Raw genomic sequence first — 26,291 nt, forward strand, 5'->3', positions numbered from 1 at the left:
TTTGAGTAAAATTTCTAAAAATTATCTATATAACTTAATTTATCAAGTGGTAGTTTTAATATTGCCACTATTGATTACTCCATATGTTGCTAGAGTATTAGGCGCACACCAGTTAGGAATTTATGATTATGTCAATTCAATCGTTACTTTGGTTTACACTTTAGGTTTATTAGGTATTGGTCACTATGGAAATCGCGAATGTGCCTATACTAGAGATAATAAAGAGGAACTATCAGAGGCATTTTGGAGTATTTTAGCTATTCAGATTATTTTAGGATTTTTTTCACTATTCTTCTTATACATTTTTTCTAACATAAATTCAAATTATCAAGTTTATTTTCAGCTGTTCTCTATTTGGCTTTTCGGATCTATTCTTGACTGTACTTGGTTCTATCGTGGCTTAGAGGAAATGCAGTATGTTGTCTTAAAAAACATTATTGCTAAGTTATTATTTACGATAGCGACCTTCTTATTTGTAAAAAGCGAAACAGATTTAACTCTATATGTACTCATATATGGACTCTCTGTTTTAGTAGCTAATTTATCAGCTTATAGTCAACTAAGGATGTTTATTAGTAGACCAAAGATAAATATTAATCGTTTTACGGAGATTATTTTAGGGAGTCTCAAACTATTTTTACCAAGTATCATCATGCAAATTATGTTATCTGCTGATAAAATTGTTCTAGGGTCTTTAAGTTCGGGAATCAGCAATGTTTCTTACTATAGTAATGCAGAGAAGATTATACAGATACCACTTTCTTTAATAGTAGTATTAAATTCTGTTATGATGCCCCGAATAGCAAATGAATTTCGTAATAGACGGTTAGACAATATGAAAAAGTATCTGATAACTGCAGCTGAATTTTCTTTGTTCTTAGCTGTTCCATTGTCGATTGGCCTTTATGCTATTGCAGATACTTTTGTTCCGTGGTTTTTAGGCGAAAGTTTTATGCCATCTATAGATGCTCTTAAATGGCTTGCTCCTATTGCTGTTGGCAATGCTTTACTAGGAGTCTCAGGTAGTCAGTATTTTGTTGCAGTTAATAAAACAAAAGTCTTATTCTTTTCTAATACTTTAGCTGCAATTTTAAATATTCTATTAGATTTGTTACTTGCTCCAATGTTTGGAGTAGTAGGTGTTTGTTTAGCGACTATAGTATCACTTACTTCTTCTGTTATAGTTCAATACTATATAATGTCAAAGGATATACCTATTATACCTATTTTGAAGTCATTATTTAAATATCTCATTTATTCTATGATAATGGGGATAATTATTATTGTTTCGTTCAAAGGATATCCAGCAAATTATGGAACAACTATTAAGCAAATCGTTCTTGGGATAGTAGTTTACTTTGGTTTGAGCTTGTTGACGCGAGATGTATTTGTTTTTCAAGCATTAGATTTTGTAAAGAAAGGATTCAAAAAAAGTAGATGATTTCAGCTTTATTTTATATAAGTTTTTTAACAAATCTACTAGTCGTAGTCAATAGGATACGTATAAATTTTCTAGCATTTTTATCTTGGTTAGTTTTGTTTTTTATCTATGCAGGAAATATCCGAGGAGGATTTTCAGATTTAACTCATTATCGTGCAAGATATGCTGTAGGAAAAAGTAGTCTGTATTTTTCAGACCATGCGTATAATTTTTTTGCAGATTGGTTTTCACATCACTCCATCTCTTTTCAAGTTTTTTTAGCATGTATTTTCCTTTTCTCCTCAGCATGTTTCTATTTTGTTGCTAAAAAATTGCATTGTAATTATAATCTTCTGATTTTATTGCTATCTCTTTTTTATTTCTTTTATACTTTAGAAGTTCTAAGATTCTTTTTAGCAGCTAGTGTAGCACTTATAGCGCATTATTATCTTTCACAAAATCATCGATTCATATTCATAGGATTGATGTTCATAGCGTTTCTGTTTCATGGATCTATTATTTATTTCTTACCATTTGTTATTTTTTATAGACAAAAAAATACTAGTAAGATGCTATGGGCATTGGTATTTATATCTACAGTGTTAATTATTATTAATCTATTGGTAGGTAATAATTCTAGCTACTTGACTAAAATATTTGAACTGCTAGGGAGTGAGGCAACTAAAAGTCGTGTTATGTATTATACAGCGAAATCGACTCGTCTTGGTTTTATATTATATGATAGTTACTATGTTTTCAACCTACTAATTAGTATTAACCTCAGAAAGATTGCAAAAACAGTTTCAAATGTCCCTCAGGAAGTGACCAATTTTATAAACTTGGCGTATCAACATAGCATTTTTAGTACAATTTTTTTACCCCTAATTATGTTTAGTACAGCATTTACTCGCTATTTAATTTTTACTGTTGTTTTAAATTTTGTAGCTATTGCAGCTTTACAACCATTTATGCAACAATCATTTATAAAATTAAAGAGTGGGCTTTATATTATTTTCGGAGTTTTAGGTGCTACTTGTTTTTGGTGGTATCTAAGAGAAAATGTCCTTTATTTTTATGAGGCACTTTTGCCAAATTTATTTAACTGATTTTATATTCTTTATGTCTGTACTTTGCAAACACTACAAGAGTGGTCTATAATATAAAAATATAAAGAAATACGGTATAGCTATTTCTTTAGAAAGTGGAAATTTAAATGATTAATTACAGCGCAGATGAATTAGATATGATTCAGAAGCTTGAACTCAAAATATTAAAAGAAATTATTCGAATATGTAAAAAAGAAAATATAGAGTATTTTTTAATTGGTGGAAGTGCTCTTGGAGCAATACGTCATGGAGGATTTATACCATGGGATGACGATATTGATGTTGGTATGACACGTGAGAATTATGATAACTTTTTGAGAGTAGCTGAACAGTATTTAGGAGAAGAGTTTTATTTACAATCACCCTCCTCTGATAGAAAATCACCCTATTCTTACAGTAAACTAATGTTAAAAGGGACTTTGTTCTTAGAGTATGCCCAAAGGAATTTAAAAACACAAAGTGGTATTTATGTAGATATTTTTCCATTTGATGAGGTTCCAGATAATGAGTCAGAAAATGAGAGACAATTTAAAGCGGTACAGTTTTATAAAAAGTTATATGTGATGAGGATGTTGCCAACTGTTTCTAAGGCTCCTGAGAATTTGATTCAAGCTTTAAAAGCTATTCTAAGGAGATGCATTTATTATAGTTTAAGATTAATTCCTAAAAGTTTAATACTCAAAAAAATTGATCAATTTTCTAGATTATATAATGGAACAAATCAATCTGCATTGGCTTGTTTAGATTTTCCGGTAAGAAATGTAGAGTATGTTCTAAAAACAACACTATATCCCTTAATTGAACATAAATTTGAAGAAATCACAATTTTATTACCTGGTGATTTTCATCAATACTTGACTACACATTATGGTGAGTACATGAAGCTACCACCTTTAGAAGAACGTGTTGGGCATAGACCATATTTGATTGATTTAGGAACATATGGAAAGGAAGAAAAATGAAGAGAGTGATTACTTACGGGACTTTTGATTTGCTTCATTACGGTCATATCAATTTATTGAAGCGTGCTAAAGATTTGGGAGATTATTTAATAGTAGGTCTATCTACTGATGAATTTAATCTTCAAAAAGATAAGATTTCATATTTTGATTATCAACAACGTAAAATTTTGCTTGAATCTATTCGTTATGTAGATTTGGTAATTCCTGAGATTTCATGGGAACAAAAACGAGAAGATGTAAAGAAGTATTATGCTGATATCTTTGTTATTGGTGATGATTGGGAAGGTAAGTTTGATTTTTTGAAAGATGAGGGCGTAGAAGTAGTATATTTACCTCGTACTGAAGAAATTTCTACTACACAGATTAAAGAAGATTTAAACAAGACCAAAGGTGGAAAATAATATGTCACAATTTACAGGAAAAACTCTTCTAATTACAGGAGGGACAGATTCATTTGGGAATGCAGTTCTCAAGCGTTTTTTAGAAACAGATATCTCAGAGATTCGTATCTTTTCGCGAGATGAAAAAAAACAAGATGACATGCGTCATGAGTTTCAGGTAAAAGCACCAGAAGTAGCTGGGAAAATCCGTTTTTACCTCGGAGATGTGCGGGACTTGGCTTCGGTAAAAAATGCTATGCATGGTGTGGATTATGTTTTTCATGCTGCTGCTCTGAAACAGGTACCTTCTTGTGAATTTTTCCCTGTAGAAGCAGTAAAAACTAACATTTTGGGAACTGAGAATGTCCTTACTGCAGCTATCGAAGCTGGTGTAAAGAAAGTTATCTGTCTTTCTACAGATAAGGCGGCGTATCCTGTTAATGCTATGGGAACATCCAAGGCTATGATGGAAAAGATTGCTGTTGCTAAGTCACGGACGGTAAATCCTGAGCATACAAAGATATGTGTTACTCGCTATGGGAATGTTCTGTGTAGCCGTGGATCTGTAGTTCCTCTTTGGATTGAGCAGATTAAGCAAGGAAATGATCTTACAATAACTGAACCTAGCATGACACGTTTTGTCATGACATTGGAAGAAGCAGTAGATTTAGTTTTATTTGCATTTAAAGAAGGAAAATCTGGAGATATACTAGTTCAGAAAGCACCAGCATGTACGATTGAAGTTTTAGCTAAGGCTGTATCAGAAATTTTTGTCTCAAAACAAGATATTAGGATTATAGGTATCAGACACGGAGAAAAGATGTATGAAACACTACTAACTAATGAAGAGTGTGCAAATGCAATTGATTTGGGTGATTTTTATAGAGTTCCTAGTGATAATCGTAATCTTAACTATGATAAGTATTTCAAAGATGGTAGTACGAATAGAAATTTGTTGACAGAATTCAATAGTAATAATACTGATTTGATGGATGTAGAGCAAGTTAAAAGAAAGTTGCTAGAATTAGATGAAATACAGACAGCAATTCGTGATATGGTAGCAGAAGAAGAGATGTAAAATCTTTTAAGATACATTAAAATTATCAAGGATAGCTAATGTATCATTGTATTGTCGAGAGAGTTGACTATTGAAATAGCATATAAAACAAGGAGGGGGCATGATTAGAAATATTTTAATCACAGGAGCGAAAGGATTTGTAGGAAAAAATCTTATCTGTACTCTGGAAGCTTTGAAAGATGGACGAGATAGAACTCGTCCTAATTTAGAGATTGGAGAGATTTTTCAGTATGATCGTGATACAGATCCAATTTTATTAGAAGAATATTGTAAGAAGGCCGATTTTGTATTCCATTTAGCTGGTGTCAATCGTCCACAGAATCCTGATGAATTTATGGAGGGAAATTACGGTTTTTCCAGTAGACTATTAGAGATTTTAGAAAAGTATGAAAATACTTGTCCTGTTCTACTCTCGAGTTCTACTCAAGCTAGCTTAGAAGGCCGATTTTCGAACTCTATATATGGACAATCTAAGCTAGCAGGGGAAGAACTTTTCTTCGAATATGGAAAGAAAACGGGAGCACCTGTCTTAGTTTACCGTTTCCCAAATCTTTATGGGAAGTGGTGTCGCCCTAACTATAATTCTGCTGTAGCAACTTTCTGTCATAATCTGGCTCACGATTTACCTATTCAAGTAAATGATCCAAGTGTAGAATTAGAGTTGCTGTATATTGATGATTTGATACAAGAGTGTCTAACTGCATTGGAAGGAAATCCTCATCGTTGTAATCTAGATGGATTACAAATCTTACCTAGCCCATCAGGAAACTACTGCTATGTACCAACGACTCATCGTGCAACTTTAGGAGAGATTGTCTCTCTATTAGAAACATTTAAAAAACAGCCTGATAGTTTAGTTATGCCTGAAATTCCTCAAGGAACGTTTGAAAAGAAATTGTATTCTACCTACCTATCTTATTTACCAGTGGATAAGTTTAAGTTTCCTCTAAAAATGAATATAGATGAACGAGGTAGTTTTACGGAATTATTAAAAACAGAAAATGCGGGTCAATTTTCTGTTAATATTTCTAAACCTGGCATTACCAAAGGCCAACATTGGCATCATTCTAAGTGGGAATTTTTCATGGTTGTTTCTGGTCGTGCTTTAATACAAGAGCGTAGGATAGGACTGGATGAAAACGGACAAGAATATCCTATTCTGAACTTTGAAGTGTCGGGCGATAAGATTGAGGCGATACATATGATACCGGGCTATGCACATAATATTATTAATCTTTCCGATACAGAAAATTTAGTTACTGTAATGTGGGCTAATGAGTCATTTGATCCTAGCCATCCAGATACTTTTTTTGAACAAGTGGAGAAATAAATGAAAATTAAGACGGATTATAGTGATATTCGCTTTAAAGATAATGGCAAACTTAAGTTATTGATTATTGTGGGAACACGTCCAGAGATTATACGTCTAAGTAGTGTTATCACTAAATGTCGAAAGTATTTTGATGTTGTTTTGGCACATACTGGACAAAACTATGATTATAATTTAAATGGTATTTTCTTTGATGATTTAGGTTTAGATACTCCAGATGTATACATGGATGCTGTTGGAGATGATCTTGGTGCTACTGTAGGGAATATTATCAATACTTCCTACAAATTGATGAATCAAATTAAACCAGATGCTTTATTGATTTTAGGGGATACAAATTCTTGTTTATCCGCTATTGCTGCCAAACGTTTACATATTCCAATTTTTCATATGGAGGCTGGCAATCGCTGTAAGGATGAGTGTTTGCCCGAAGAGACTAATCGTCGGATTGTTGATATTATTTCAGATGTTAACTTAGCATATTCTGAACATGCTCGTAAGTATCTGCATGAGTGTGGTTTACCTAAAGAGCGCACATATGTAACTGGTTCTCCAATGGCAGAGGTGTTACATAAAAATTTATCTGCCATTGAGTCTTCAGATATCCATGAACGTTTGGGATTGAAAAAAGGAGGTTATATCCTACTTTCAGCTCACCGTGAGGAAAATATTGATACAGATAAAAATTTTATTTCTCTCTTTACGGCAATTAATCAATTAGCTGAAAAGTACAATATGCCAATCTTGTATTCTTGCCATCCTAGATCAAAGAAAAGGCTACAAGAGAGTGGTTTTGAACTAGATAAACGTGTGATTCAGCATGAGCCACTAGGATTCCATGACTATAATTGTTTACAAATGAATGCATTTGTTGTAGTATCTGATTCGGGAACTTTACCAGAAGAAAGTAGTTTCTTTACTAGTCAAGGCTATCCATTCCCAGCTGTATGTATTCGTACAAGTACAGAACGCCCTGAGTCCCTAGATAAGGCAGGATTTATTTTGGCAGGTATTGATGAAAATTCTCTTCTTCAAGCAGTTGAAACTGCTGTTAGCTTGGCAGAAGATGAGGATTTTGGCTTACCTGTACCAGACTATGTTGAGGAAAATGTCTCTACTAAAGTTGTTAAGATAATACAGAGCTATACAGGGATAGTGGATAAAATAGTTTGGCGGAAAAGCTGAATTGTATATTTTTAATAAAATAATCAATTCTTAATAGAACAGGAATAAAATTGAACGAATTCGATAGAAATGGCTTCTTTGACAGTAGAGGGGATTGCCATTCTATCGGATTATGGCTTGTTTTTGCGCCTTACGTTTGATAGAATAAAGTAACAATACTGTAACAATTGCAGTGAGGTGATAATGATGGCAGTAATTTTTAAAAATTTGCTTATTGAAGAGAAGACTGAAGAAGAAAAACAACATATTCTATCTATTACAAATGGTGAGTATGACTTATCTGATGATGTAAGTTGTAGATTACGATGACTGAATGAGGAAAGTAAACGCTTGGAAGTGTTTGTTAAGGAGACGAACTCACTTGTCTAGTTCGTATTCTGTTAATGAATTGAAATCAATAAGTATCTCATTGTCATTTTTTAACGATGAGGAAGTTAGAGATTTTTAATGGATCTCTGATCACTATGTAATTTAGCATTGAAAAACTAAGAAATGGTGAAATTATGCCTTTTACACAGTTATTTGAAATATCCTTAGGAATTGATTTTTAATTGTATGCAAACAAAGTAGAATTCGCTTATTTCATGCTAAATGTAATATGAAGTAAGTGAATTTTTATAGATAAAGAAGAGTTTTTCTGTATTTTTTAGATAATAATATGAAAAATGTGATGATTGTTTTTCTTTTAGAGCAGTACACAATTAATAGTAATTGACTCTAAAACAACAAAGAAAGGTACCCCACTATGAAAGGTATTATTCTCGCGGGTGGTTCAGGAACTCGCTTGTATCCTTTGACTCGAGCTGCATCAAAGCAACTGATGCCGGTTTATGATAAACCGATGATTTACTACCCACTTTCAACATTGATGTTGGCTGGGATTAGAGATATTTTGATTATCTCAACTCCACAGGATTTGCATCGATTCCAAGAGCTTCTTCAAGATGGATCTGAGTTTGGGATTAAACTTTCTTATGCAGAGCAACCAAGTCCAGATGGTTTGGCGCAAGCCTTTATCATTGGGGAAGAGTTTATTGGTGATGATAGCGTTGCTCTAATATTAGGCGACAATATTTATCACGGACCTGGCCTTTCGAAAATGCTACAAAAGGCTGCTAGTAAGGAGTCAGGGGCAACTGTTTTTGGCTATCATGTGAAGGATCCAGAACGCTTTGGCGTTGTTGAGTTTGACAAAGATATGAACGCTATTTCTATCGAAGAAAAGCCAGAGTATCCTCGTTCCAATTATGCAGTTACAGGTCTCTATTTCTACGATAATGATGTAGTAGAAATTGCTAAAAGTATTAAACCAAGCCTGCGTGGTGAATTGGAAATTACAGACGTTAACAAGGCTTATCTAGATCGTGGAGACTTATCCGTTGAGGTTATGGGACGTGGCTTTGCTTGGTTGGATACTGGAACTCATGAAAGTTTACTAGAGGCTTCACAGTACATCGAGACAGTCCAACGGATGCAAAATGTTCAGGTAGCAAACTTGGAAGAAATTGCTTACCGCATGGGCTATATCAGTCGCGAAGATGTATTGGCTTTAGCCCAACCACTTAAGAAAAATGAATACGGGCAGTATTTGCTCCGTTTGATTGGAGAAGCATAGATGACAGATAATTTTTTCGGTAAGACGCTTGCAGCACGCAAGGTTGAGGCTATTCCAGGCATGTTGGAATTTGATATCCCTGTTCATGGTGATAATCGTGGTTGGTTTAAAGAAAATTTTCAGAAGGAAAAAATGCTCCCACTTGGATTCCCAGAGTCTTTCTTTGCAGAAGGAAAATTACAAAACAATGTATCCTTCTCACGTAAAAATGTTCTTCGTGGCTTGCATGCAGAACCTTGGGATAAGTACATCTCTGTAGCAGATGGTGGAAAAGTTCTGGGTTCTTGGGTTGATCTACGTGAGGGAGAAACCTTTGGGAATACTTATCAGACGGTCATTGATGCAAGCAAGGGAATTTTTGTTCCTAGAGGTGTGGCCAATGGTTTCCAAGTCCTATCAGATACAGTTTCTTATAGTTATCTGGTCAATGATTACTGGGCTCTTGAACTCAAACCCAAGTATGCCTTTGTGAACTACGCTGATCCAAGCCTTGGTATTGAATGGGAAAATCTTGCAGAAGCAGAGGTTTCAGAAGCAGATAAAAATCATCCACTACTTAAGGATGTAAAACCTTTGAAAAAAGAGGATTTGTAAAAAGGAAAGAATATGACTGAATACAAAAATATTATCGTGACAGGTGGAGCTGGTTTTATTGGTTCTAACTTTGTCCATTATGTTTACGAGAACTTTCCAGATGTTCACGTGACAGTATTAGACAAGTTGACTTATGCTGGGAACCGTGCTAATATTGAGGAAATTTTAGGTAATCGTGTTGAGTTAGTTGTTGGTGATATTGCGGATGCAGAGTTGGTAGACAAGTTGGCAGCTCAAGCAGATGCTATTGTTCACTATGCTGCTGAGAGTCACAATGATAATTCACTCAATGATCCATCGCCATTTATTCATACTAACTTTATCGGAACCTATACTCTTTTGGAAGCTACACGTAAATACGATATTCGTTTCCACCATGTATCGACAGATGAAGTTTATGGGGATCTCCCTCTACGCGAAGATTTGCCAGGTCATGGTGAAGGACCAGGTGAGAAATTTACTGCTGAAACAAAATACAACCCAAGTTCTCCGTACTCATCAACCAAGGCTGCCTCAGACTTGATTGTCAAAGCCTGGGTGCGTTCTTTTGGAGTCAAAGCAACGATTTCCAACTGTTCAAATAACTACGGTCCTTATCAACACATTGAAAAATTTATCCCACGTCAGATTACCAACATCCTAAGTGGAATTAAGCCAAAACTTTACGGTGAAGGAAAGAACGTTCGTGATTGGATTCATACCAATGACCATTCTTCAGGTGTTTGGACAATCTTAACAAAAGGTCAAATCGGTGAAACCTACTTGATTGGGGCTGATGGCGAGAAGAACAACAAGGAAGTTTTGGAACTCATCCTTAAGGAAATGGGACAACCTGTTGACGCTTATGATCATGTAACTGACCGTGCAGGGCATGATCTTCGCTATGCGATTGATGCAAGCAAGCTCCGTGATGAGTTGGGGTGGAAACCTGAATTTACCAACTTTGAAGCAGGACTCAAAGAAACTATCAAATGGTACATGGATAACCAAGAATGGTGGCAAGCAGAGAAAGAAGCTGTTGAAGCCAATTATGCTAAGACTCAGGAGATTATTACATTATAAAAAGCAGGAAATAACTGCTTTTTATTGCTATATTGGGAAGAGTTGTTAATCGATTGAAAGGGAAAAAGTATATGAAGTTGAAGAAAAAACGTATTCGAAATTCGGCAAAAGCAAAGATGAAATCAATAGAAAAAGCGATAAAGATTGGTATGGATAATTTGTACAGTAATGTGAGTTATCTTCTACAGGAGTTAGAGCTAAAAAACGATGCCTCATCTGAGTATGTCATTTTAAAAAGCAAAGATGATATTTTAGAAGAGATGGACAAACTCAAAAAAGATATTATTTTTCTTTCTAAAGGAGTCAATATAAATTTCATTATACCTATACTTCTCAAAGCTCTAGATAAAATTTATTTTGATGATAATTGGAAACATTTGAAAGATAAGGGTATCGCATTAAAAAATCTGATTGCTATTATATGGTCGGAGGGAGACAAAACTATTTTAAGCAATACTTGTGTACTAGAGAGATCTTTTTTTGTTTTATTAAAAAAGATGATTAAGTATTCAAAACTTGTTCACTATCAGTGGTTATTTTCAGGTGAGAAAAATGATTTGCAAATAGTTCTTTATTTATCTGAAATGGAGGTAGAATTGGACGAAACTTCTAGAAAATTTTTACAGAATAACTATATCTTTCCAGAAGTTACATATGGTGATGGACAAAGGTCTACAGGAATAAATAATAATTTATTTTTTGATGATCCTGGAAAATACATCGATTCTATAAATAAAATATTCGATGGAGCAGAACCAAATAATATTGATTATTTTAAAGGAACTTTTTTTGAACATTTCAAAGGAGTTGATGATACTAGATATACAAATTTTTGGAAGGGGTTCAAAATAAGATTGAATTTGTTTACTAATTCCTTTGTCCAGCAACAAAATAATGGTGGGATATTTTACTTAAGTATGAGTGAATTTGAGAGAATTACTTCTCAGTACACTTATGATTCAAACTTTAAAAATAATTTAATGTTAACTAGAGATTTTATAGATATTGACTATTTAGGAAATCCAAATAAAATTGTCTCAAGACCTTTAATCCCATTATTTAATGAGAAATATTGTTTTATATCATGTTATAATATGTTTGATTCTCTTAATAATTATATTGAATCATTTATTTTTAAAATGAATACAACAGGAACAATACCTGAAAAAGATGAGGAGTTATTTCAGATTATATATTCAAAACCATTTGAAATAGAAGTTATTAAATTATTGTGTAATTCTGGGTATCAATCTGGTAGTGTTACTAACAGCGGAGCTTGGCAAATATATACAGAAACAGGATTAGTGACTAAAGAAATTGCGAATGATGATTTTCGAAATCAAAATACAGGAGAAATTGATTGTTTAGCAATAAGTGAAGCTAAACGAATTATCTATGTTATTGAGTGTAAAGTATTACAGCTTCCATCAGATTTTTTGTCATATAGAAATAGAATAACTCACCTCCATGGAAAGTATAGAGAACAACTTCAGAAAAAAGTAGATTTTGTGAAAAGTAAATATAAAGATTATTCTATTAGGCCTATTCTTTTATTAGATAAAGGCTTTACAACAATTAGACAGTATCCTAATAATTCAGATAATTTGAGAATTTTGACGTTAAATTTATTAAAAGAAGAATTATAATAAATTTAGTAAATTTTATAACTTATTATAAAGGGAATAGTAGAACCTGCCTATGATCAGGTTACTGACCGTGGAGACCATGAACTCCGCTATGCGATTGACGCAAGCAAGCTCCGTGATGAGTTGGTGTGGAAACCTGAATTTACCAACTTTGAAGCTGGGCTAAAGGAAATAATCAAGTGGTATACAGATAAGCAAGAATGGTGGAAAGTAGGGAAAGAAGCTGTTGAAGCCAATTATGCTAAGAATCAGTAGATTATTAAATTATAAAAAGCTGGAAATAGCTACTTTTTATTGCTATATTGAGAAGAGTTACAAATTAGAAAGGTATAGAGATGATTTTAATTACAGGATCAAAAGGTCAGTTAGGAACTGAACTTCGTTATTTATTGGATGAGCGTAATGAAGAATACGTAGCAGTAGATGTGGATGAGATGGACATTACCAATGCAGAGATGGTTGAGAAAGTTTTTGAAGAGGTGAAACCGACTTTAGTCTACCATTGTGCAGCCTACACCGCTGTTGATGCAGCAGAGGATGAAGGGAAAGAATTGGACTTCGCCATCAATGTGACGGGGACAGAGAATGTCGCAAAAGCATCTGAAAAGCATGGTGCAACTCTAGTTTATATTTCTACCGACTATGTCTTTGATGGTAGAAAACCAGTTGGACAAGAGTGGGAAGTTGATGACCGACCAGATCCACAGACAGAATATGGACGCACTAAGCGTATGGGAGAAGAGTTAGTTGAGAAGCATGTGTCTAATTTCTATATTATCCGTACTGCCTGGGTATTTGGAAATTATGGCAAAAATTTCGTTTTTACCATGCAAAATCTTGCGAAAAATCATAAGACTTTAACAGTTGTAAATGACCAGCACGGTCGTCCGACTTGGACTCGTACCTTGGCTGAGTTCATGACCTACCTGGCTGAAAACCGCAAGGAATTTGGTTATTATCATTTGTCAAATGATGCTACAGAAGACACAACTTGGTATGATTTTGCAGTTGAAATTTTTAAAGATACAGATGTGGAAATCAAGCCAGTAGATTCAAGCCAATTTCCTGCCAAAGCTAAACGTCCCCTAAACTCAACGATGAGCCTGACTAAAGCTAAAGCTACTGGATTTTTCATTCCAACCTGGCAAGATGCTTTGAAAGAATTTTACAAACAAGAAGTAAGATAAGCAATAGAATGATTTTTCTAGTCTAATAAAAGAGGCAGATAATAAACTCCAAAGGAGCTTAAGATGTACGATTATCTTGTTGTTGGTGCTGGTCTTTTTGGTGCAGTTTTTGCCCATGAAGCAGCCTTAAAAGGAAAAAAAGTAAAAGTCATTGAGAAACGAAATCATATCGCGGGTAATATCTATACTCGTGAAGAGGAAGGAATTCAAGTTCATCAATATGGTGCTCATATATTCCATACTTCGGATAAGGAAATCTGGGATTATGTAAATCAGTTTGCAGAGTTTAACCGTTACACAAACTCCCCAGTTGCAAACTATAAGGGAGAGATTTATAACCTTCCTTTCAATATGAATACTTTCAATAAACTTTGGGGAGTTGTAACGCCAGCAGAAGCACAAGCTAAGATTGATGAGCAACGTGCGGTTTTAAATGGTAAAACTCCTGAAAATTTGGAAGAACAGGCGATATCTCTTGTAGGTATAGACATCTACGAAAAATTAATCAAGGACTATACAGAGAAACAGTGGGGCAAGCCAACTACGGAACTTCCAGCCTTTATCATTCGCCGTTTGCCAGTACGCCTGACCTATGATAACAACTATTTTAACGATACCTATCAAGGAATTCCAATTGGTGGTTATACTCAGATAGTTGAAAAAATGTTGGATCATGAAAACATTGATGTTGAAATAAATGTTGATTTCTTTGCGAATAAAGAGCAATATATGAAGGACTTCCCTAAGATTGTCTTTACCGGTATGATTGATGAATTCTTCGATTATAAGTTGGGTGAACTAGAGTATCGTAGTCTTCGTTTTGAAAATGAGACCCTGGATATGGAAAATTACCAAGGAAATGCAGTTGTCAACTATACTGATGCTGATACCCCATATACTCGCATTATTGAACACAAACATTTTGAGTTTGGGAGTCAAGCAAAGACTATCATTACTAAAGAACATTCCAAAACATGGGAAAAAGGTGATGAGCCTTATTATCCAGTTAATAATGATCGTAATAATCATTTGTATAAATCGTATAAAAAATTGGCTGATGAGCAAGGGAATGTTATCTTTGGTGGTCGTTTAGGACACTATCGTTATTACGATATGCACCAAGTAATTGGAGCAGCTTTACAGTGTGTAAGAAATGAGTTAGATTAAATAAGTAAAATTGATCACCAGTTCTCATTTATAAAAGTATTAAAAATTCCTTGACTATGTGATGTAGTTGAGGGATTTTTGATAATATTCATATTTTTGCAAAGTTTTTGTTTAAAAAATAATTTTCTAAAATTCAGAAAATTATATTGACAGGACTTTAAAAAGGGTCTATAATGGATAGAAAAACAAAGGAGAAGACTATGAAAACAAGAAAAGTATTGGCTCTTGCGGGAGTGACTTTATTAGCAGCGGGTGTTTTAGCTGCTTGTTCAGGGGGCTCAGGCGCTAAAGGTGAGCAGACTTTTGCATTTACCTACGAGACAGACCCAGATAATCTCAACTACTTAACAACAAGTAAGGCAGCTACTTCAAACATTACTAGTAATGTCATTGATGGATTACTTGAAAATGACCGCTATGGGAATCTTATTCCCTCTATGGCAGAAGACTGGTCAGTTTCTAAAGATGGTTTGACCTACACTTATAAGATTCGTCAGGATGCCAAGTGGTACACATCTGAAGGTGAAGAATATGCTCCTGTTAAGGCTCAGGACTTTGTGACAGGTCTTAAATATGCAACAGATAAGAAATCACAAGCCCTTTACTTGGTACAAGATTCAATCAAAGGTCTAGATGCCTATGCAAAAGGTGAGACCACAGACTTTGCTCAAGTCGGGATTAAAGCCCTTGACGATCAAACAGTCCAATACACCTTGAACAAACCTGAAACTTTTTGGAATTCTAAAACAACTATGGGTGTACTTGCTCCAGTCAATGAAGAGTTTTTGAACTCAAAAGGGGATGATTTTGCCAAGGCTACGGATCCAAGCAGTATCTTGTATAATGGTCCTTATTTGTTAAAATCTCTTGTGGCTAAATCTTCCGTTGAATTTGCGAAAAATCCTAACTACTGGGATAAGGACAATGTTCATGTTGACAAGATTAAATTGTCATTCTGGGATGGTCAAGATACCAGCAAACCAGCAGAAAACTTTAAGGATGGAAGCTTTACAGCAGCTCGTCTCTATCCAACAAGTGCAAGTTTCGCAGAGCTTGAGAAGAGTATGAAAGACAATATTGTCTATACTCAACAAGACTCGACTACGTATCTAGTGGGAACAAATATTGATCGTCAGTCCTATAAATATACTTCTAAGACTAGCGACGAACAAAAGACATCTACTAAAAAGGCTCTCTTAAACAAGGATTTCCGTCAGGCTATTGCCTTTGGTTTTGATCGTACAGCATATGCTTCACAAGTGAACGGTGCCAGTGGTGCAAGCAAAATCTTGCGTAATCTCTTTGTGCCACCAACATTTGTTCAAGCAGATGGGAAAAACTTTGGCGATATGGTCAAAGAAAAATTAGTAACCTATGGGGAAGAATGGAAGGATGTTAATCTGGCTGATGCACAAGATGGTCTCTACAATCCAGAAAAAGCCAAGGCCGAATTTGCCAAGGCTAAGTCAGCTTTACAGGCAGAAGGCGTGACCTTCCCAATTCATTTGGATATGCCAGTTGACCAGACAGCAACTACAAAAGTTCAACGTGTTCAATCTTTCAAACAATCGGTTGAAGAAACCTTGGGTACAGATAATGTCGTAATTGATATTCAACAACTACAAAAAGATGAAGTCTTGAATATTACCTACTTTGCTGAAACAGCAGCTGGGGAAGATTGGGATATTTCAGATAATGTTGGTTGGTCTCCAGACTTTGCGGATCCATCAACTTATCTCGATATTATCAAACCATCAGTTGGTGAAAACACTAAAACCTACCTTGGCTTCGATTCTGGTACAGATAATGCTGCAGCTAAAACTGTAGGTCTAAACGACTATGAGAAATTAGTAACTGAAGCTGGAAATGAGACAACAGATGTAGTAAAACGATATGATAAATATGCTACAGCCCAAGCTTGGTTGACAGATAGTGCCTTGATTATCCCAACAACAACACTTACTGGTCGCCCAATCTTGTCTAAGATGGTACCATTTACGATGCCGTTTGCCTTCTCTGGTAACAAGGGGACAAGCGATCCGCTCCTATACAAATACTTGGAACTTCAAGACAAGGCAGTCACTGTAGAGGAATACCAAAAAGCCCAAGATAAATGGATGAAAGAAAAAGAAGAATCCAATAAAAAAGCGCAAGAAGACCTTGCAAAACATGTAAAATAAAGGTAAAGGAGTTGGTTTGTAGCCGACTCCTTTTATATTCTTCGAAAATCTCTTCAAACCACGTCAGTTCTATCTGATGACTTCAAATCCGTGCTTAGAGTTGCTTGTGGCTAACTTTCCTAGTTCGCTCTTTGATTTTTATTGAGTATTAGCTATCTTGTAGTAAAAAAATCCTGAGAATTTCTAACTCTCAGGATTTTTTGTGTTTACTGTTGTGGTTGTTGAAATTGAGGGGCCTGTGGTTGTTGTTGGATTTGTTGGCCAGGTTGTCCCTGATTTGGATTCGTTGGAGCAGGATTATTTGATTGTTGACCAGGAGTAGGTGTTACTTGTGTACTTGTATTTTCATTTGTGGTAGAGGGATTCTCTACTTCTGATTGTGTTTGTTGTGTATCAGGAGTACTCCATGTATTTCTTGCTCCGTTTAGGAATACGAACTGCCCGTTTCTATATAGTCCCTCAGGCATTGTCCAATCTCCAGGATGGTTATTTTGAGTAAGGTAGCTCATCATGCTACGATAAACTCTAGCAGCAACTGTGAGACCATCACCTACAATAGGAGTGAGACGGTTGCTATAACCTGTCCAAACGGCCATTGAATACTTACGAGTATAACCGACAAACAGTTCATCTGGTGCTACAAGTTGATTCGACTTGATATGATTTTCGATTTCTTCATCTGTATAGTTAGAAGTACCTGTTTTACCTGCTTGAGGAATTCCAGGCAGATAGGCGTTGTAACCTGTTCCAGATGTCAAGACTGTTTTCATCATTTCTGTCATCATGTAGGCAGTAGACTCTTTCATAGCTCTTGTACCAGCGTCAGAAAATTCTTTTTCACTACCATCACTAAAGACGATTTTATTGATGTACATTGGTTTGTGGTAAATACCGCCATTTGCGAATGCAGCGTAGGCTGCAGCCATTTTTTCACTGCTTGCCCCGTATTGTTTACTAGATTCAGTTGTATTACTTGAAATAGCATTTGAATAGTGTATTACAGGATAGTCGATTCCTAAACCATTTAGGAAGTTTTTAGCTCTATCTAAACCAACCTTATTTAGTGTTTCAACGGCAGGTACGTTACGAGATTGTTGAAGGGCATATTGCAGAGTAATATTACCAAAATATGCTCGATCCCAGTTGTAAACAGGGGTACTTGTACCAGGATAGTTATAAGGAATATCGTGGACAGTAGTTGCAGTTGAATCGTATACACCGTATTCTAAGGCTGGGGCATAATCAGTGATTGGTTTCATGGTTGATCCCCAGTCACGGTTGGTTTCCACAGCTTGGTTGGTACCAAATGAAACGTTACTTGCTTGGTGACGTGCTCCAAGTTGAGCGATGACTTTACCATTGGAAGTATCTACGATAGTTGAGGCTACTTGAAGGTCATCATCTGGATAAGAGACATACTCATCTGTATTGTAAATATCCCAAAGTCGTTGTTGAATTCCCTTGTCTACATTTGTGTAGACTTCCATCCCAGTAGTAAGAAGATTATATCCAGTTTCGTGCTCTACTTGTTCAATAACTTCTTTTAGATAGTTATCCATATACGCTGGATAAGTAGCAGCCGACTTAAGACTTTGTAAACCATCAGTGATAGGTGTGTTGACGGCTTTTTCATATTGCTCAGCACTAATGTAATCTTGCCCTCTCATTTCTGAAAGAACTAAATTACGACGGTCTAGTGCTGCTTCCGGATGAGAGTAAGGATCGTATTGGTTAGGTGCCTGAGGCATACCTGCTAGCAAAGCTAATTGAGGTAAAGATAAATCCTTTAGATCTTTTCCATAGTAATTTTGGGCTGCTGTCTGCATTCCATAATTACCATTTGACATATAGACCTTATTGATGTAGTAGGTAAGAATTTCCTGTTTGGTAGCTTTTTGTTCCAATTGGATAGCTAGCCAAGCCTCTTGTGCTTTTCGGGAGATGTTTTGATCCGAAGTTGATGTTGAGAAATAGGTCAACTTAATCAACTGTTGGGTTAGGGTTGATCCCCCCTGTAAAGAATTACTTTGTAAGTTACGTAAGAAGGCTCCCATAATCCGAATCGTATCGATTCCCCTGTGGTCAAAGAAGCGATGGTCTTCGATAGACACGATAGCTTTGACTAAATCAGTAGGAATTTCGTTAGCTTGAGCGTTTACTCGGCGTTCAGAGCCCAGATCGGCAATGAGTTCGTTATTATTGTCATAAATCTTGCTAGAAGTTGTTGCAACTAATTTACTATCTGATAGGGCTGGAGCTTTGCTCACAAAATAGAGGAAAACACCCCCGCCCAATAGAAATAATGCGATAAAGAGAGTTAGGAAAAAGATTCCAGTATACTTTAATATTCGCATAAGAATGTATTTATTCATCTTGTTTACCACCTAGTAAATGTTCTTTGATAACATCGAGATAGGGAATTTGTGGAAATGCCCCTAGTTTTATCTGGTAACCGTATTCTCGTATGTATCCAAGTGGCATTGATTTTTGTCCCTTATCTTGATGATAGAAGCGAATCAAATCGAATGCCGGCAATAAGTAGGTTTCTTGCTGAGAAGAAAAGTGAAGAAGGACAAAGCAGATTCCTTGTTGGGCAAGGACTTGTTCCATATGCTGAATCTGATGTGGATGGAAATTTTTCATCGGAATCGCACGTTTTTGTTTTGTTTCCTTAGCTTCAAAGTCGATGTAATATCCATTATAAACGCCAGAATAGTCTGTCGTTGAAGCTTGTCGAAAATAGGCTTCAACAATCTTGGCACGACTTCGTTGTGGATAGTCCACTCGTACGATTTGAATAGGAGTTGGTTTCTTGTGTATAACTGCCAATCCCTGAGACAAATAGTAGTCGTTGGTAGCATTGATCATCTTTTCAAAAGACATTCCTCGATTTGCGAAATTTTTTGGTTGAGAAAGAGATGTTTGTCTTTTTTGTGATGAAATTTTATGAGGATAGTTGACCATAATTCTCCTTATTGGTACAATAACATCACTCTATTATATCATAAATTTGCACAGGAAGGGTTAAAAATGACTACAGCTTTGGTTTTAGGCTATTCTGCTTTTGATTTGGGTTTGTTTTCTGACAAGGATCCTCGTCTTAAATTGATTAAAAAAGCGATACGTAAAGATTTAGAAGCTATGGCAGCAGATGGGGTGACTTGGCTTGTATTTACAGGGACTTTGGGCTTTGAATATTGGGTTCTAGAGGTTGCTCAGGAAATGAAGACAGAGTACGGTTTCCAGTTGGCCACCATTTTTGCTTTTGAAACCCATGGGGAAAATTGGAATGAAGGCAATCAGATGAAACTGAGTCGTTTTAAGCAGGTAGACTTTGTCAAATATGCCTATCCTCGCTATGAACACAAGTGGCAGTTAAGAGACTACCAGCAGTTTTTACTGGAAAATACGAATAGTTCTTATCTTTTTTATGATGAGGATAATGAAACGAAATTATCTTATTTTTACCAAAAGATGAAAAATCAAGAGGACTATTTTATAAAGAGATTAACATTTGATCAATTAAATGAACTTGCTAAAAATTTTTCCGAAAATTGAAGCTTTGACCTTGATTTTTGTTTGGCTTTTTTTATATAATAATACTAGCAAGCGAGAATGGAGAGAGACATGGCAAGTATTATTTTTTCAGCGAAAGATATTTTTGAACAAGAGTTTGGGCGTGAAGTCCGTGGGTATAGCAAGGTAGAAGTTGATGAGTTTTTAGACGATGTCATTAAGGATTATGAAACCTATGCTGCCTTGGTCAAGTCACTTCGTCAGGAAATTGCGGATTTGAAGGAAGAACTGGCTCGTAAACCGAAACCTTCACCAGTTCAAGCAGAGCCTATGGAAGCGGCAACTACAAGTTCTATGACGAATTTTGATATTTTGAAACGCCTGAATAGATTGGAAAAAGAAGTTTTTGGTAAACAAATTTTAGATAACTCAGATTTCTAAGTAGTTATTTGAGATGTGCAATTTTTGGATAATCGCGTGAGGAGAGTTATTTCTCATGAGGAAAGTCCATGCTAGCACAGGCTGTGATGCCTGTAGTGTTTGTGCTAGGCGAAACCATAAGCCTAGGGACGAGAAATCGTTACGGCAGTTGAAATGGCTAAGTCCTTGGATAGGTCAGAGTAGGCTTGAAAGTGCCACAGTGACGGAGTCTTTCTGGAAACGGAGAGAGTGGAACGCGGTAAACCCCTCAAGCTAGCAACCCAAATTTTGGTCGGGGCATGGAGTACGCGGAAACGAACGTAGTATTCTGACTGCTATCAGCTAGAGCTGTTAGTGGTAGACAGATGATTATCGAAGGAAGTGGTCCTAGTCACTTCTGGAACAAAACATGGCTTATAGAAAATTGCATATAGGTTGGGGCTGAGAAATTTTCTCAACCTCATTTTTTAAAGTGGACATATAGAAAGGTCTTGCAAGACTGTAACATGAAAAAAGAATTTAATTTAATTGCAACTGTGGCAGCAGGTCTTGAAGCTGTTGTGGGACGAGAAGTGCGAGAGTTGGGCTACGATTGTCAGGTTGAAAATGGACGTGTTCGTTTTCAAGGAGATGTGAGAGCCATTATCGAAACCAACCTCTGGCTTCGGGCAGCAGACCGTATCAAGATTATCGTAGGAACGTTCCCAGCTAAGACTTTTGAAGAGCTGTTTCAGGGAGTTTTCGCTCTAGATTGGGAAAATTATTTACCACTCGGAGCTCGGTTCCCGATTTCCAAGGCCAAATGTGTTAAATCTAAACTTCACAATGAGCCAAGTGTACAGTCTATTTCTAAGAAAGCTGTTGTCAAGAAATTGCAAAAACACTACGCCCGCCCAGAAGGTGTTCCTCTGATGGAGAATGGCCCAGAGTTTAAGATTGAGGTCTCTATTCTCAAAGATGTGGCAACTGTCATGATTGATACGACAGGCTCTAGCCTCTTTAAACGTGGTTATCGTACCGAAAAAGGTGGTGCTCCTATTAAGGAAAATATGGCGGCAGCCATTTTACAACTCTCTAACTGGTACCCAGATAAGCCTTTGATTGATCCGACCTGTGGTTCAGGAACTTTCTGTATCGAGGCAGTTATGATTGCTCGAAAGATGGCACCAGGACTTCGTCGCTCCTTTGCATTTGAGGGGTGGAACTGGGTCAGCGATCGCTTGATTCAGGAAGTGCGTACAGAAGCGGCTAAAAAAGTAGACCGTGAGCTGGAACTGGATATCATGGGCTGTGATATTGATGCTCGTATGGTGGAAATTGCTAAAGCTAATGCTCAGGCAGCTGGTGTTGCAGGAGACATTACTTTTAAGCAGATGCGCGTGCAGGATTTACGTTCTGATAAAATCAATGGTGTGATTATCTCCAATCCGCCTTATGGAGAACGTTTATCAGATGATGCAGGAGTTACCAAGCTCTATGCTGAGATGGGGCAAGTATTTGCACCACTGAAAACTTGGAGTAAGTTTATCCTAACTAGTGATGAAGCATTTGAAAGTAAGTATGGTAGTCAGGCGGATAAGAAACGTAAGTTATACAACGGAACCTTGAAAGTGGATCTGTATCAATATTTTGGTCAGCGTGTTAAACGCCAAGAGGTAAAATAGAAAGGTTATACTCATGAGTAAGAAAAGACGGAATCGTCATAAAAAAGAAGGTCAAGAACCGCGATTTGATTTTGATGAAGCAAAAGAGTTAACAGTTGGTCAAGCTATTCGTAAAAATGAAGAAGTGGAAGCAGGAGTCTTGCCTGAAGATTCCATTTTGGACAAGTATGTCAAGCAACACAAAGATGAAATCGAAGCAGATAAGTTTGCGACTCGTCAATACAAAAAAGAGGAGTTAGTCGAAAAAGAAGAGGTAGCTGTTACCTCGACTCTTGATGATTTGCTTCAAGAGATTCGTGAGGCAACAGAAGATGAGTCCTCAGTAGCAGAAGATGACTTGAGTCAGTTCGATGATTTAGAATTCATACGCGATTCAGAAGTTCCCCCTGTCGAAGAATTTGAGACTGAAGAAGTACCATTGTTTGAAGGGGGAGAAGTTTCAACACTTTCTCGAGTTCCGGATAGTGAAGATGAAAAAAGTAAGAAGAAATGGGTGATTTATGGGATTCTAGCCGCACTAGTGGTTCTTATCCTTGGAACTGCTTATTATGTTTACCGTCAAGTGAATCGCTCAACACAGGAAATCCAAACTTCTCAATCAGCGTCTAGTGAGCAGAATATTCAGCCGATTTTAGAAGATTTCAATAGCCAATACGATGCCTTCTACACTGATAGCAATAAAACAGCTTTGAAGAATAGCCAGTTTGATAAACTGAGTCAACTCAAAACCTTGCTTGATAAGTTGGAAGGTAGTCGTGAACATGCTCTTGCCAAATCTAAGTATGATAGTCTAGCAACGCAAATCAAGGCCATTCAAGATGTCAATGCTCAATTTGAAAAACCAGCTATTGTGGATGGTGTTCTGGATACCAATGCCAAAGCCAAATCGGATGCTAAATTTACGGATATTAAAACTGGCAATACTGAGATTAATAAAGTGCTAGATAAGGCTATCAGCCTTGGTAAGAGCCAGCAAACAAGTGCTTCAAGCTCAAGTTCCAGTCAAACTAGCAGTTCTAGTCAAGCAAGTTCAAATACGACTAGTGAGTCAAGCCCAAGTAGCTCAAATACTGCATCAACTGAAACTAGAAGTACTCGCGGTGAAGTTAATATGGGTGTGTCAAGTGCAGGAGTTGCTGTTCAAAGAAGTGCGAGTCGTGTTCCCTATAATCAGTCTGCTATTGATGATAGCAATAACTCTGCCTGGGATTTCGCTGATGGTGTCTTAGAACAAATTCTAGCGACTTCACGTTCACGTGGTTATATCACTGGTAACCAATACATTATCGAACGTGTCAATATCGTTAATGGTAATGGTTATTACAACCTCTATAAGCCAGATGGAACCTATCTCTTTACCCTTAACTGTAAGACAGGATACTTTGTTGGAAATGGTTCTGGACATGCGGATGCCTTGGACTACTAAGCAGTCGTTACAAAATTCTTTCTTTTCAAAAGTAAAAATGATAAAATAAAACAAATTAAATAAGAGGAGTGTCAAATGACAAAAGCTAACTTTGGTGTCGTAGGTATGGCCGTAATGGGTCGTAACCTTGCCCTTAATATTGAATCTCGTGGTTACACAGTTGCTATCTACAACCGTAGTAAAGAAAAAACTGAAGATGTAATTGCTTGCCATCCTGAAAAGAACTTTGTACCAAGCTATGACGTTGAAAGTTTTGTAAACTCAATCGAAAAACCTCGTCGTATCATGCTTATGGTTCAAGCTGGACCTGGTACAGATGCTACAATTCAAGCCCTTCTTCCACACCTTGACAAGGGTGATATCTTGATTGACGGTGGAAACACTTTCTACAAAGATACAATCCGTCGTAATGAAGAATTGGCAAACTCAGGTATCAACTTTATCGGTACTGGGGTTTCTGGTGGTGAAAAAGGTGCCCTTGAAGGTCCGTCTATCATGCCTGGTGGACAAAAAGAGGCCTACGAATTGGTTGCGGATGTTCTTGAAGAAATCTCAGCTAAAGCACCAGAAGATGGCAAACCATGTGTGACTTACATCGGTCCTGATGGAGCTGGTCACTATGTGAAAATGGTTCACAACGGTATCGAGTACGGTGATATGCAATTGATCGCAGAAAGCTATGACTTGATGCAACACTTGTTAGGCCTTTCTGCAGAAGACATGGCTGAAATCTTTACTGAGTGGAACAAGGGTGAATTGGACAGCTACTTGATTGAAATCACAGCTGATATCTTGAGCCGTAAAGACGACGAAGGTCAAGATGGACCAATCGTAGACTACATCCTTGATGTCGCAGGTAACAAGGGAACTGGTAAATGGACTAGCCAATCATCACTTGACCTTGGTGTGCCATTGTCACTAATTACTGAGTCAGTATTTGCACGTTACATCTCTACTTATAAAGAAGAACGTGTACATGCTAGCAAGGTTCTTCCAAAACCAGCTGCCTTCAAATTTGAAGGAGACAAGGCTGAGTTGATTGAAAAGATCCGTCAAGCCCTTTACTTCTCAAAAATCATTTCATACGCACAAGGTTTTGCTCAATTGCGTGTAGCTTCTAAAGAAAACAACTGGAACTTGCCATTTGCAGACATCGCATCTATCTGGCGTGATGGCTGTATCATCCGTTCTCGTTTCTTGCAAAAGATTACAGATGCTTACAACCGTGATGCAGACCTTGCCAACCTTCTTTTGGATGAGTACTTCTTGGATGTTACTGCTAAGTACCAACAAGCAGTGCGTGATATCGTAGCTCTTGCTGTTCAAGCTGGTGTACCAGTGCCAACTTTCTCAGCAGCTATTACTTACTTTGATAGCTACCGTTCAGCTGACCTTCCAGCTAACTTGATCCAAGCGCAACGTGATTACTTTGGTGCCCACACTTACCAACGTAAAGACAAAGAAGGAACATTCCACTACTCTTGGTATGACGAAAAATAAGTAGGTCTGCCATGGGGAAACGGATTTTATTACTTGAGAAAGAACGAAATCTAGCTCATTTTTTAAGTTTGGAACTCCAAAAAGAGCAATACCGAGTTGATCAGGTTGAGGAGGGGCAAAAAGCCCTCTCCATGGCTCTTCAGACAGACTATGACTTGATTTTATTGAATGCTCGTCTGGGGGATATGACAGCCCAGGATTTTGCAGATAAGCTGAGTCGGACTAAGCCAGCCTCAGTCATCATGGTCTTGGACCATCGTGAAGACTTGCAAGATCAGATTGAGACAATCCAACGCTTTGCTGTTTCTTACATTTATAAGCCAGTTATTATTGAGAATCTGGTAGCCCGTATTTCAGCGATTTTCCGAGGTCGGGACTTCATCGACCAACACTGTAGTCAGATGAAGGTTCCAACGTCTTACCGCAATCTGCGTATGGATGTAGAACATCATACCGTTTATCGTGGCGAGGAGATGATTGCTCTGACGCGCCGTGAGTATGACCTTTTGGCTACTCTTATGGGAAGCAAGAAAGTTCTGACTCGTGAGCAGTTGTTGGAAAGTGTCTGGAAGTATGAAAGTGCGACCGAAACAAATATCGTGGATGTCTATATCCGTTATCTACGTAGCAAGCTTGATGTAAAAGGTCAAAAAAGCTACATTAAAACCGTGCGTGGTGTCGGTTACACCATGCAAGAATAGAAAGCAGTTGCAGTTATGTACTGACCCCCAAAAGTTAGACAATTAATTTATCCGAAGGATTTAGTTCTGTATTGTACAGGGCTAAGTCCTTTTAGTTTTACCTTAATTCGTTTATTGTTGTAGTAATCAATATAGTCTACAATGGCTTGTTC

General features: G+C 36.8%; 24 protein-coding genes, 1 other RNA gene and 1 pseudogene. 23 read left to right on the forward strand and 3 right to left on the reverse strand.

Features of this window, described 5'->3' with window-relative positions; genetic code table 11:
* Position 1: 1 nt before the first annotated feature.
* The 16 genes and pseudogenes from N8L90_RS02680 to N8L90_RS02755 all read left to right on the forward strand — a co-directional run bounded on the left by N8L90_RS02680 (position 2) and on the right by N8L90_RS02755 (position 16,912).
* Positions 2-1,441 (forward strand): flippase, encoded by a 1,440-nt coding sequence (locus N8L90_RS02680; RefSeq protein ID WP_261024013.1) that lies wholly within the window; start codon positions 2-4, stop codon positions 1,439-1,441.
* A complete protein-coding gene (locus N8L90_RS02685) occupies positions 1,438-2,526 on the forward strand; it encodes an EpsG family protein (protein ID WP_261024014.1) in 1,089 nt (362 codons plus the stop codon). The genes N8L90_RS02680 and N8L90_RS02685 overlap by 4 nt, the downstream gene beginning before the upstream one ends.
* A gap of 107 nt (positions 2,527-2,633) precedes the next feature.
* Positions 2,634-3,488, forward strand: a complete 855-nt coding sequence (locus N8L90_RS02690) for a LicD family protein (protein ID WP_261024015.1) — start codon at positions 2,634-2,636, stop codon at positions 3,486-3,488.
* Positions 3,485-3,889, forward strand: a complete 405-nt coding sequence (tagD, locus tag N8L90_RS02695; RefSeq protein ID WP_000832257.1) for a glycerol-3-phosphate cytidylyltransferase — start codon at positions 3,485-3,487, stop codon at positions 3,887-3,889. Before N8L90_RS02690 ends, tagD begins: the two co-directional genes overlap by 4 nt.
* Position 3,890: 1 nt before the next feature.
* Complete coding sequence (gene cps4J / locus N8L90_RS02700) at positions 3,891-4,946, forward strand: capsular polysaccharide biosynthesis protein Cps4J (RefSeq protein ID WP_261024016.1); 1,056 nt, start codon at positions 3,891-3,893, stop codon at positions 4,944-4,946.
* 100 nt (positions 4,947-5,046) lie between these two features.
* Positions 5,047-6,276, forward strand: a complete 1,230-nt coding sequence (cps4K, locus tag N8L90_RS02705; protein WP_261024017.1) for a capsular polysaccharide biosynthesis protein Cps4K — start codon at positions 5,047-5,049, stop codon at positions 6,274-6,276.
* Entirely contained in the window at positions 6,277-7,461 is a 1,185-nt protein-coding gene (cps4L, locus tag N8L90_RS02710; RefSeq protein ID WP_261013368.1) for a capsular polysaccharide biosynthesis protein Cps4L, read from the forward strand.
* Positions 7,462-7,647: 186 nt separating this feature from the next.
* Positions 7,648-7,770 (forward strand): hypothetical protein, encoded by a 123-nt coding sequence (locus N8L90_RS02715; protein ID WP_261024018.1) that lies wholly within the window; start codon positions 7,648-7,650, stop codon positions 7,768-7,770.
* Between the two features lie 436 nt (positions 7,771-8,206).
* On the forward strand, positions 8,207-9,076 hold the full coding sequence (gene rfbA / locus N8L90_RS02720) for a glucose-1-phosphate thymidylyltransferase RfbA (protein ID WP_261024019.1): 870 nt from the start codon (positions 8,207-8,209) through the stop codon (positions 9,074-9,076).
* The gene (locus N8L90_RS02725) at positions 9,077-9,670 is read left to right on the forward strand and encodes a dTDP-4-dehydrorhamnose 3,5-epimerase family protein (RefSeq protein ID WP_247935514.1); all 594 of its coding nucleotides are present in this window, start codon (positions 9,077-9,079) and stop codon (positions 9,668-9,670) included.
* A 12-nt stretch (positions 9,671-9,682) separates the two neighbouring features.
* On the forward strand, positions 9,683-10,732 hold the full coding sequence (gene rfbB / locus N8L90_RS02730; protein WP_261024020.1) for a dTDP-glucose 4,6-dehydratase: 1,050 nt from the start codon (positions 9,683-9,685) through the stop codon (positions 10,730-10,732).
* A 116-nt stretch (positions 10,733-10,848) separates the two neighbouring features.
* Positions 10,849-12,378, forward strand: coding sequence for a hypothetical protein (locus tag N8L90_RS02735; RefSeq protein ID WP_261024021.1), 1,530 nt, complete (start codon positions 10,849-10,851; stop codon positions 12,376-12,378).
* 45 nt (positions 12,379-12,423) lie between these two features.
* Positions 12,424-12,633, forward strand: a pseudogene (locus tag N8L90_RS02740) (dTDP-glucose 4,6-dehydratase); the annotation flags it as partial.
* 80 nt (positions 12,634-12,713) lie between these two features.
* Positions 12,714-13,565, forward strand: a complete 852-nt coding sequence (rfbD, locus tag N8L90_RS02745; protein WP_261024022.1) for a dTDP-4-dehydrorhamnose reductase — start codon at positions 12,714-12,716, stop codon at positions 13,563-13,565.
* 63 nt (positions 13,566-13,628) lie between these two features.
* On the forward strand, positions 13,629-14,732 hold the full coding sequence (glf, locus tag N8L90_RS02750) for a UDP-galactopyranose mutase (protein ID WP_261024023.1): 1,104 nt from the start codon (positions 13,629-13,631) through the stop codon (positions 14,730-14,732).
* A gap of 200 nt (positions 14,733-14,932) precedes the next feature.
* Positions 14,933-16,912, forward strand: coding sequence for a peptide ABC transporter substrate-binding protein (locus N8L90_RS02755; protein ID WP_261024024.1), 1,980 nt, complete (start codon positions 14,933-14,935; stop codon positions 16,910-16,912).
* Between the two features lie 206 nt (positions 16,913-17,118).
* Here N8L90_RS02755 and pbp1a read toward each other — a convergent pair whose 3' ends face one another.
* Together pbp1a and recU are read right to left on the reverse strand one after the other, a co-directional pair.
* On the reverse strand, positions 17,119-19,284 hold the full coding sequence (gene pbp1a, locus N8L90_RS02760) for a penicillin-binding protein PBP1A (protein WP_261024025.1): 2,166 nt from the start codon (positions 19,282-19,284) through the stop codon (positions 17,119-17,121).
* Positions 19,277-19,876, reverse strand: coding sequence for a Holliday junction resolvase RecU (gene recU / locus N8L90_RS02765; protein ID WP_153193550.1), 600 nt, complete (start codon positions 19,874-19,876; stop codon positions 19,277-19,279). The genes pbp1a and recU overlap by 8 nt, the downstream gene beginning before the upstream one ends.
* A 66-nt stretch (positions 19,877-19,942) precedes the next feature.
* Here recU and N8L90_RS02770 point away from each other — a divergent pair, with 66 nt between their 5' ends.
* The 7 genes from N8L90_RS02770 to N8L90_RS02800 all read left to right on the forward strand — a co-directional run bounded on the left by N8L90_RS02770 (position 19,943) and on the right by N8L90_RS02800 (position 26,139).
* Positions 19,943-20,470 (forward strand): SLOG family protein, encoded by a 528-nt coding sequence (locus N8L90_RS02770; protein WP_261024026.1) that lies wholly within the window; start codon positions 19,943-19,945, stop codon positions 20,468-20,470.
* 69 nt (positions 20,471-20,539) lie between these two features.
* Positions 20,540-20,869, forward strand: a complete 330-nt coding sequence (gene gpsB, locus N8L90_RS02775) for a cell division regulator GpsB (RefSeq protein ID WP_049533777.1) — start codon at positions 20,540-20,542, stop codon at positions 20,867-20,869.
* 20 nt (positions 20,870-20,889) lie between these two features.
* Positions 20,890-21,270: RNase P RNA component class B (gene rnpB, locus N8L90_RS02780), an RNA gene on the forward strand.
* A gap of 84 nt (positions 21,271-21,354) precedes the next feature.
* The gene (locus N8L90_RS02785) at positions 21,355-22,512 is read left to right on the forward strand and encodes a THUMP domain-containing class I SAM-dependent RNA methyltransferase (protein ID WP_261024027.1); all 1,158 of its coding nucleotides are present in this window, start codon (positions 21,355-21,357) and stop codon (positions 22,510-22,512) included.
* A gap of 13 nt (positions 22,513-22,525) precedes the next feature.
* The gene (mapZ, locus tag N8L90_RS02790; RefSeq protein ID WP_261024028.1) at positions 22,526-23,938 is read left to right on the forward strand and encodes a cell division site-positioning protein MapZ; all 1,413 of its coding nucleotides are present in this window, start codon (positions 22,526-22,528) and stop codon (positions 23,936-23,938) included.
* 75 nt (positions 23,939-24,013) lie between these two features.
* A complete protein-coding gene (gndA, locus tag N8L90_RS02795; protein ID WP_261024029.1) occupies positions 24,014-25,438 on the forward strand; it encodes an NADP-dependent phosphogluconate dehydrogenase in 1,425 nt (474 codons plus the stop codon).
* 11 nt (positions 25,439-25,449) lie between these two features.
* Complete coding sequence (locus tag N8L90_RS02800; RefSeq protein ID WP_261024030.1) at positions 25,450-26,139, forward strand: response regulator transcription factor; 690 nt, start codon at positions 25,450-25,452, stop codon at positions 26,137-26,139.
* Positions 26,140-26,186: 47 nt separating this feature from the next.
* On the opposite strand, the gene N8L90_RS02805 is transcribed toward N8L90_RS02800, so the two are convergent.
* A partial coding sequence (locus N8L90_RS02805; RefSeq protein ID WP_150534235.1) for an IS3 family transposase occupies positions 26,187-26,291 on the reverse strand: 105 nt, incomplete at its 5' end.

The organism is Streptococcus mitis (assembly GCF_946190115.1).
Lineage (GTDB): Bacteria > Bacillota > Bacilli > Lactobacillales > Streptococcaceae > Streptococcus > Streptococcus mitis_CO.

Excerpts from the sequence above, each read along its gene's own strand:
- N8L90_RS02685 (WP_261024014.1), top strand. The coding sequence starts at position 1,438 with ATGATTTCAGCTTTATTTTATATAAGTTTTTTAACAAATCTACTAGTC.
- N8L90_RS02690 (WP_261024015.1), top strand. The coding sequence starts at position 2,634 with ATGATTAATTACAGCGCAGATGAATTAGATATGATTCAGAAGCTTGAA.
- tagD (WP_000832257.1), top strand. The coding sequence starts at position 3,485 with ATGAAGAGAGTGATTACTTACGGGACTTTTGATTTGCTTCATTACGGT.
- cps4J (WP_261024016.1), top strand. The coding sequence starts at position 3,891 with ATGTCACAATTTACAGGAAAAACTCTTCTAATTACAGGAGGGACAGAT.
- cps4K (WP_261024017.1), top strand. The coding sequence starts at position 5,047 with ATGATTAGAAATATTTTAATCACAGGAGCGAAAGGATTTGTAGGAAAA.
- cps4L (WP_261013368.1), top strand. The coding sequence starts at position 6,277 with ATGAAAATTAAGACGGATTATAGTGATATTCGCTTTAAAGATAATGGC.
- N8L90_RS02715 (WP_261024018.1), top strand. The coding sequence starts at position 7,648 with ATGGCAGTAATTTTTAAAAATTTGCTTATTGAAGAGAAGACTGAAGAA.
- rfbA (WP_261024019.1), top strand. The coding sequence starts at position 8,207 with ATGAAAGGTATTATTCTCGCGGGTGGTTCAGGAACTCGCTTGTATCCT.
- N8L90_RS02725 (WP_247935514.1), top strand. The coding sequence starts at position 9,077 with ATGACAGATAATTTTTTCGGTAAGACGCTTGCAGCACGCAAGGTTGAG.
- rfbB (WP_261024020.1), top strand. The coding sequence starts at position 9,683 with ATGACTGAATACAAAAATATTATCGTGACAGGTGGAGCTGGTTTTATT.
- N8L90_RS02735 (WP_261024021.1), top strand. The coding sequence starts at position 10,849 with ATGAAATCAATAGAAAAAGCGATAAAGATTGGTATGGATAATTTGTAC.
- rfbD (WP_261024022.1), top strand. The coding sequence starts at position 12,714 with ATGATTTTAATTACAGGATCAAAAGGTCAGTTAGGAACTGAACTTCGT.
- glf (WP_261024023.1), top strand. The coding sequence starts at position 13,629 with ATGTACGATTATCTTGTTGTTGGTGCTGGTCTTTTTGGTGCAGTTTTT.
- N8L90_RS02755 (WP_261024024.1), top strand. The coding sequence starts at position 14,933 with ATGAAAACAAGAAAAGTATTGGCTCTTGCGGGAGTGACTTTATTAGCA.
- pbp1a (WP_261024025.1), bottom strand. The coding sequence starts at position 19,284 with ATGAATAAATACATTCTTATGCGAATATTAAAGTATACTGGAATCTTT.
- recU (WP_153193550.1), bottom strand. The coding sequence starts at position 19,876 with ATGGTCAACTATCCTCATAAAATTTCATCACAAAAAAGACAAACATCT.
- N8L90_RS02770 (WP_261024026.1), top strand. The coding sequence starts at position 19,943 with ATGACTACAGCTTTGGTTTTAGGCTATTCTGCTTTTGATTTGGGTTTG.
- gpsB (WP_049533777.1), top strand. The coding sequence starts at position 20,540 with ATGGCAAGTATTATTTTTTCAGCGAAAGATATTTTTGAACAAGAGTTT.
- N8L90_RS02785 (WP_261024027.1), top strand. The coding sequence starts at position 21,355 with ATGAAAAAAGAATTTAATTTAATTGCAACTGTGGCAGCAGGTCTTGAA.
- mapZ (WP_261024028.1), top strand. The coding sequence starts at position 22,526 with ATGAGTAAGAAAAGACGGAATCGTCATAAAAAAGAAGGTCAAGAACCG.
- gndA (WP_261024029.1), top strand. The coding sequence starts at position 24,014 with ATGACAAAAGCTAACTTTGGTGTCGTAGGTATGGCCGTAATGGGTCGT.
- N8L90_RS02800 (WP_261024030.1), top strand. The coding sequence starts at position 25,450 with ATGGGGAAACGGATTTTATTACTTGAGAAAGAACGAAATCTAGCTCAT.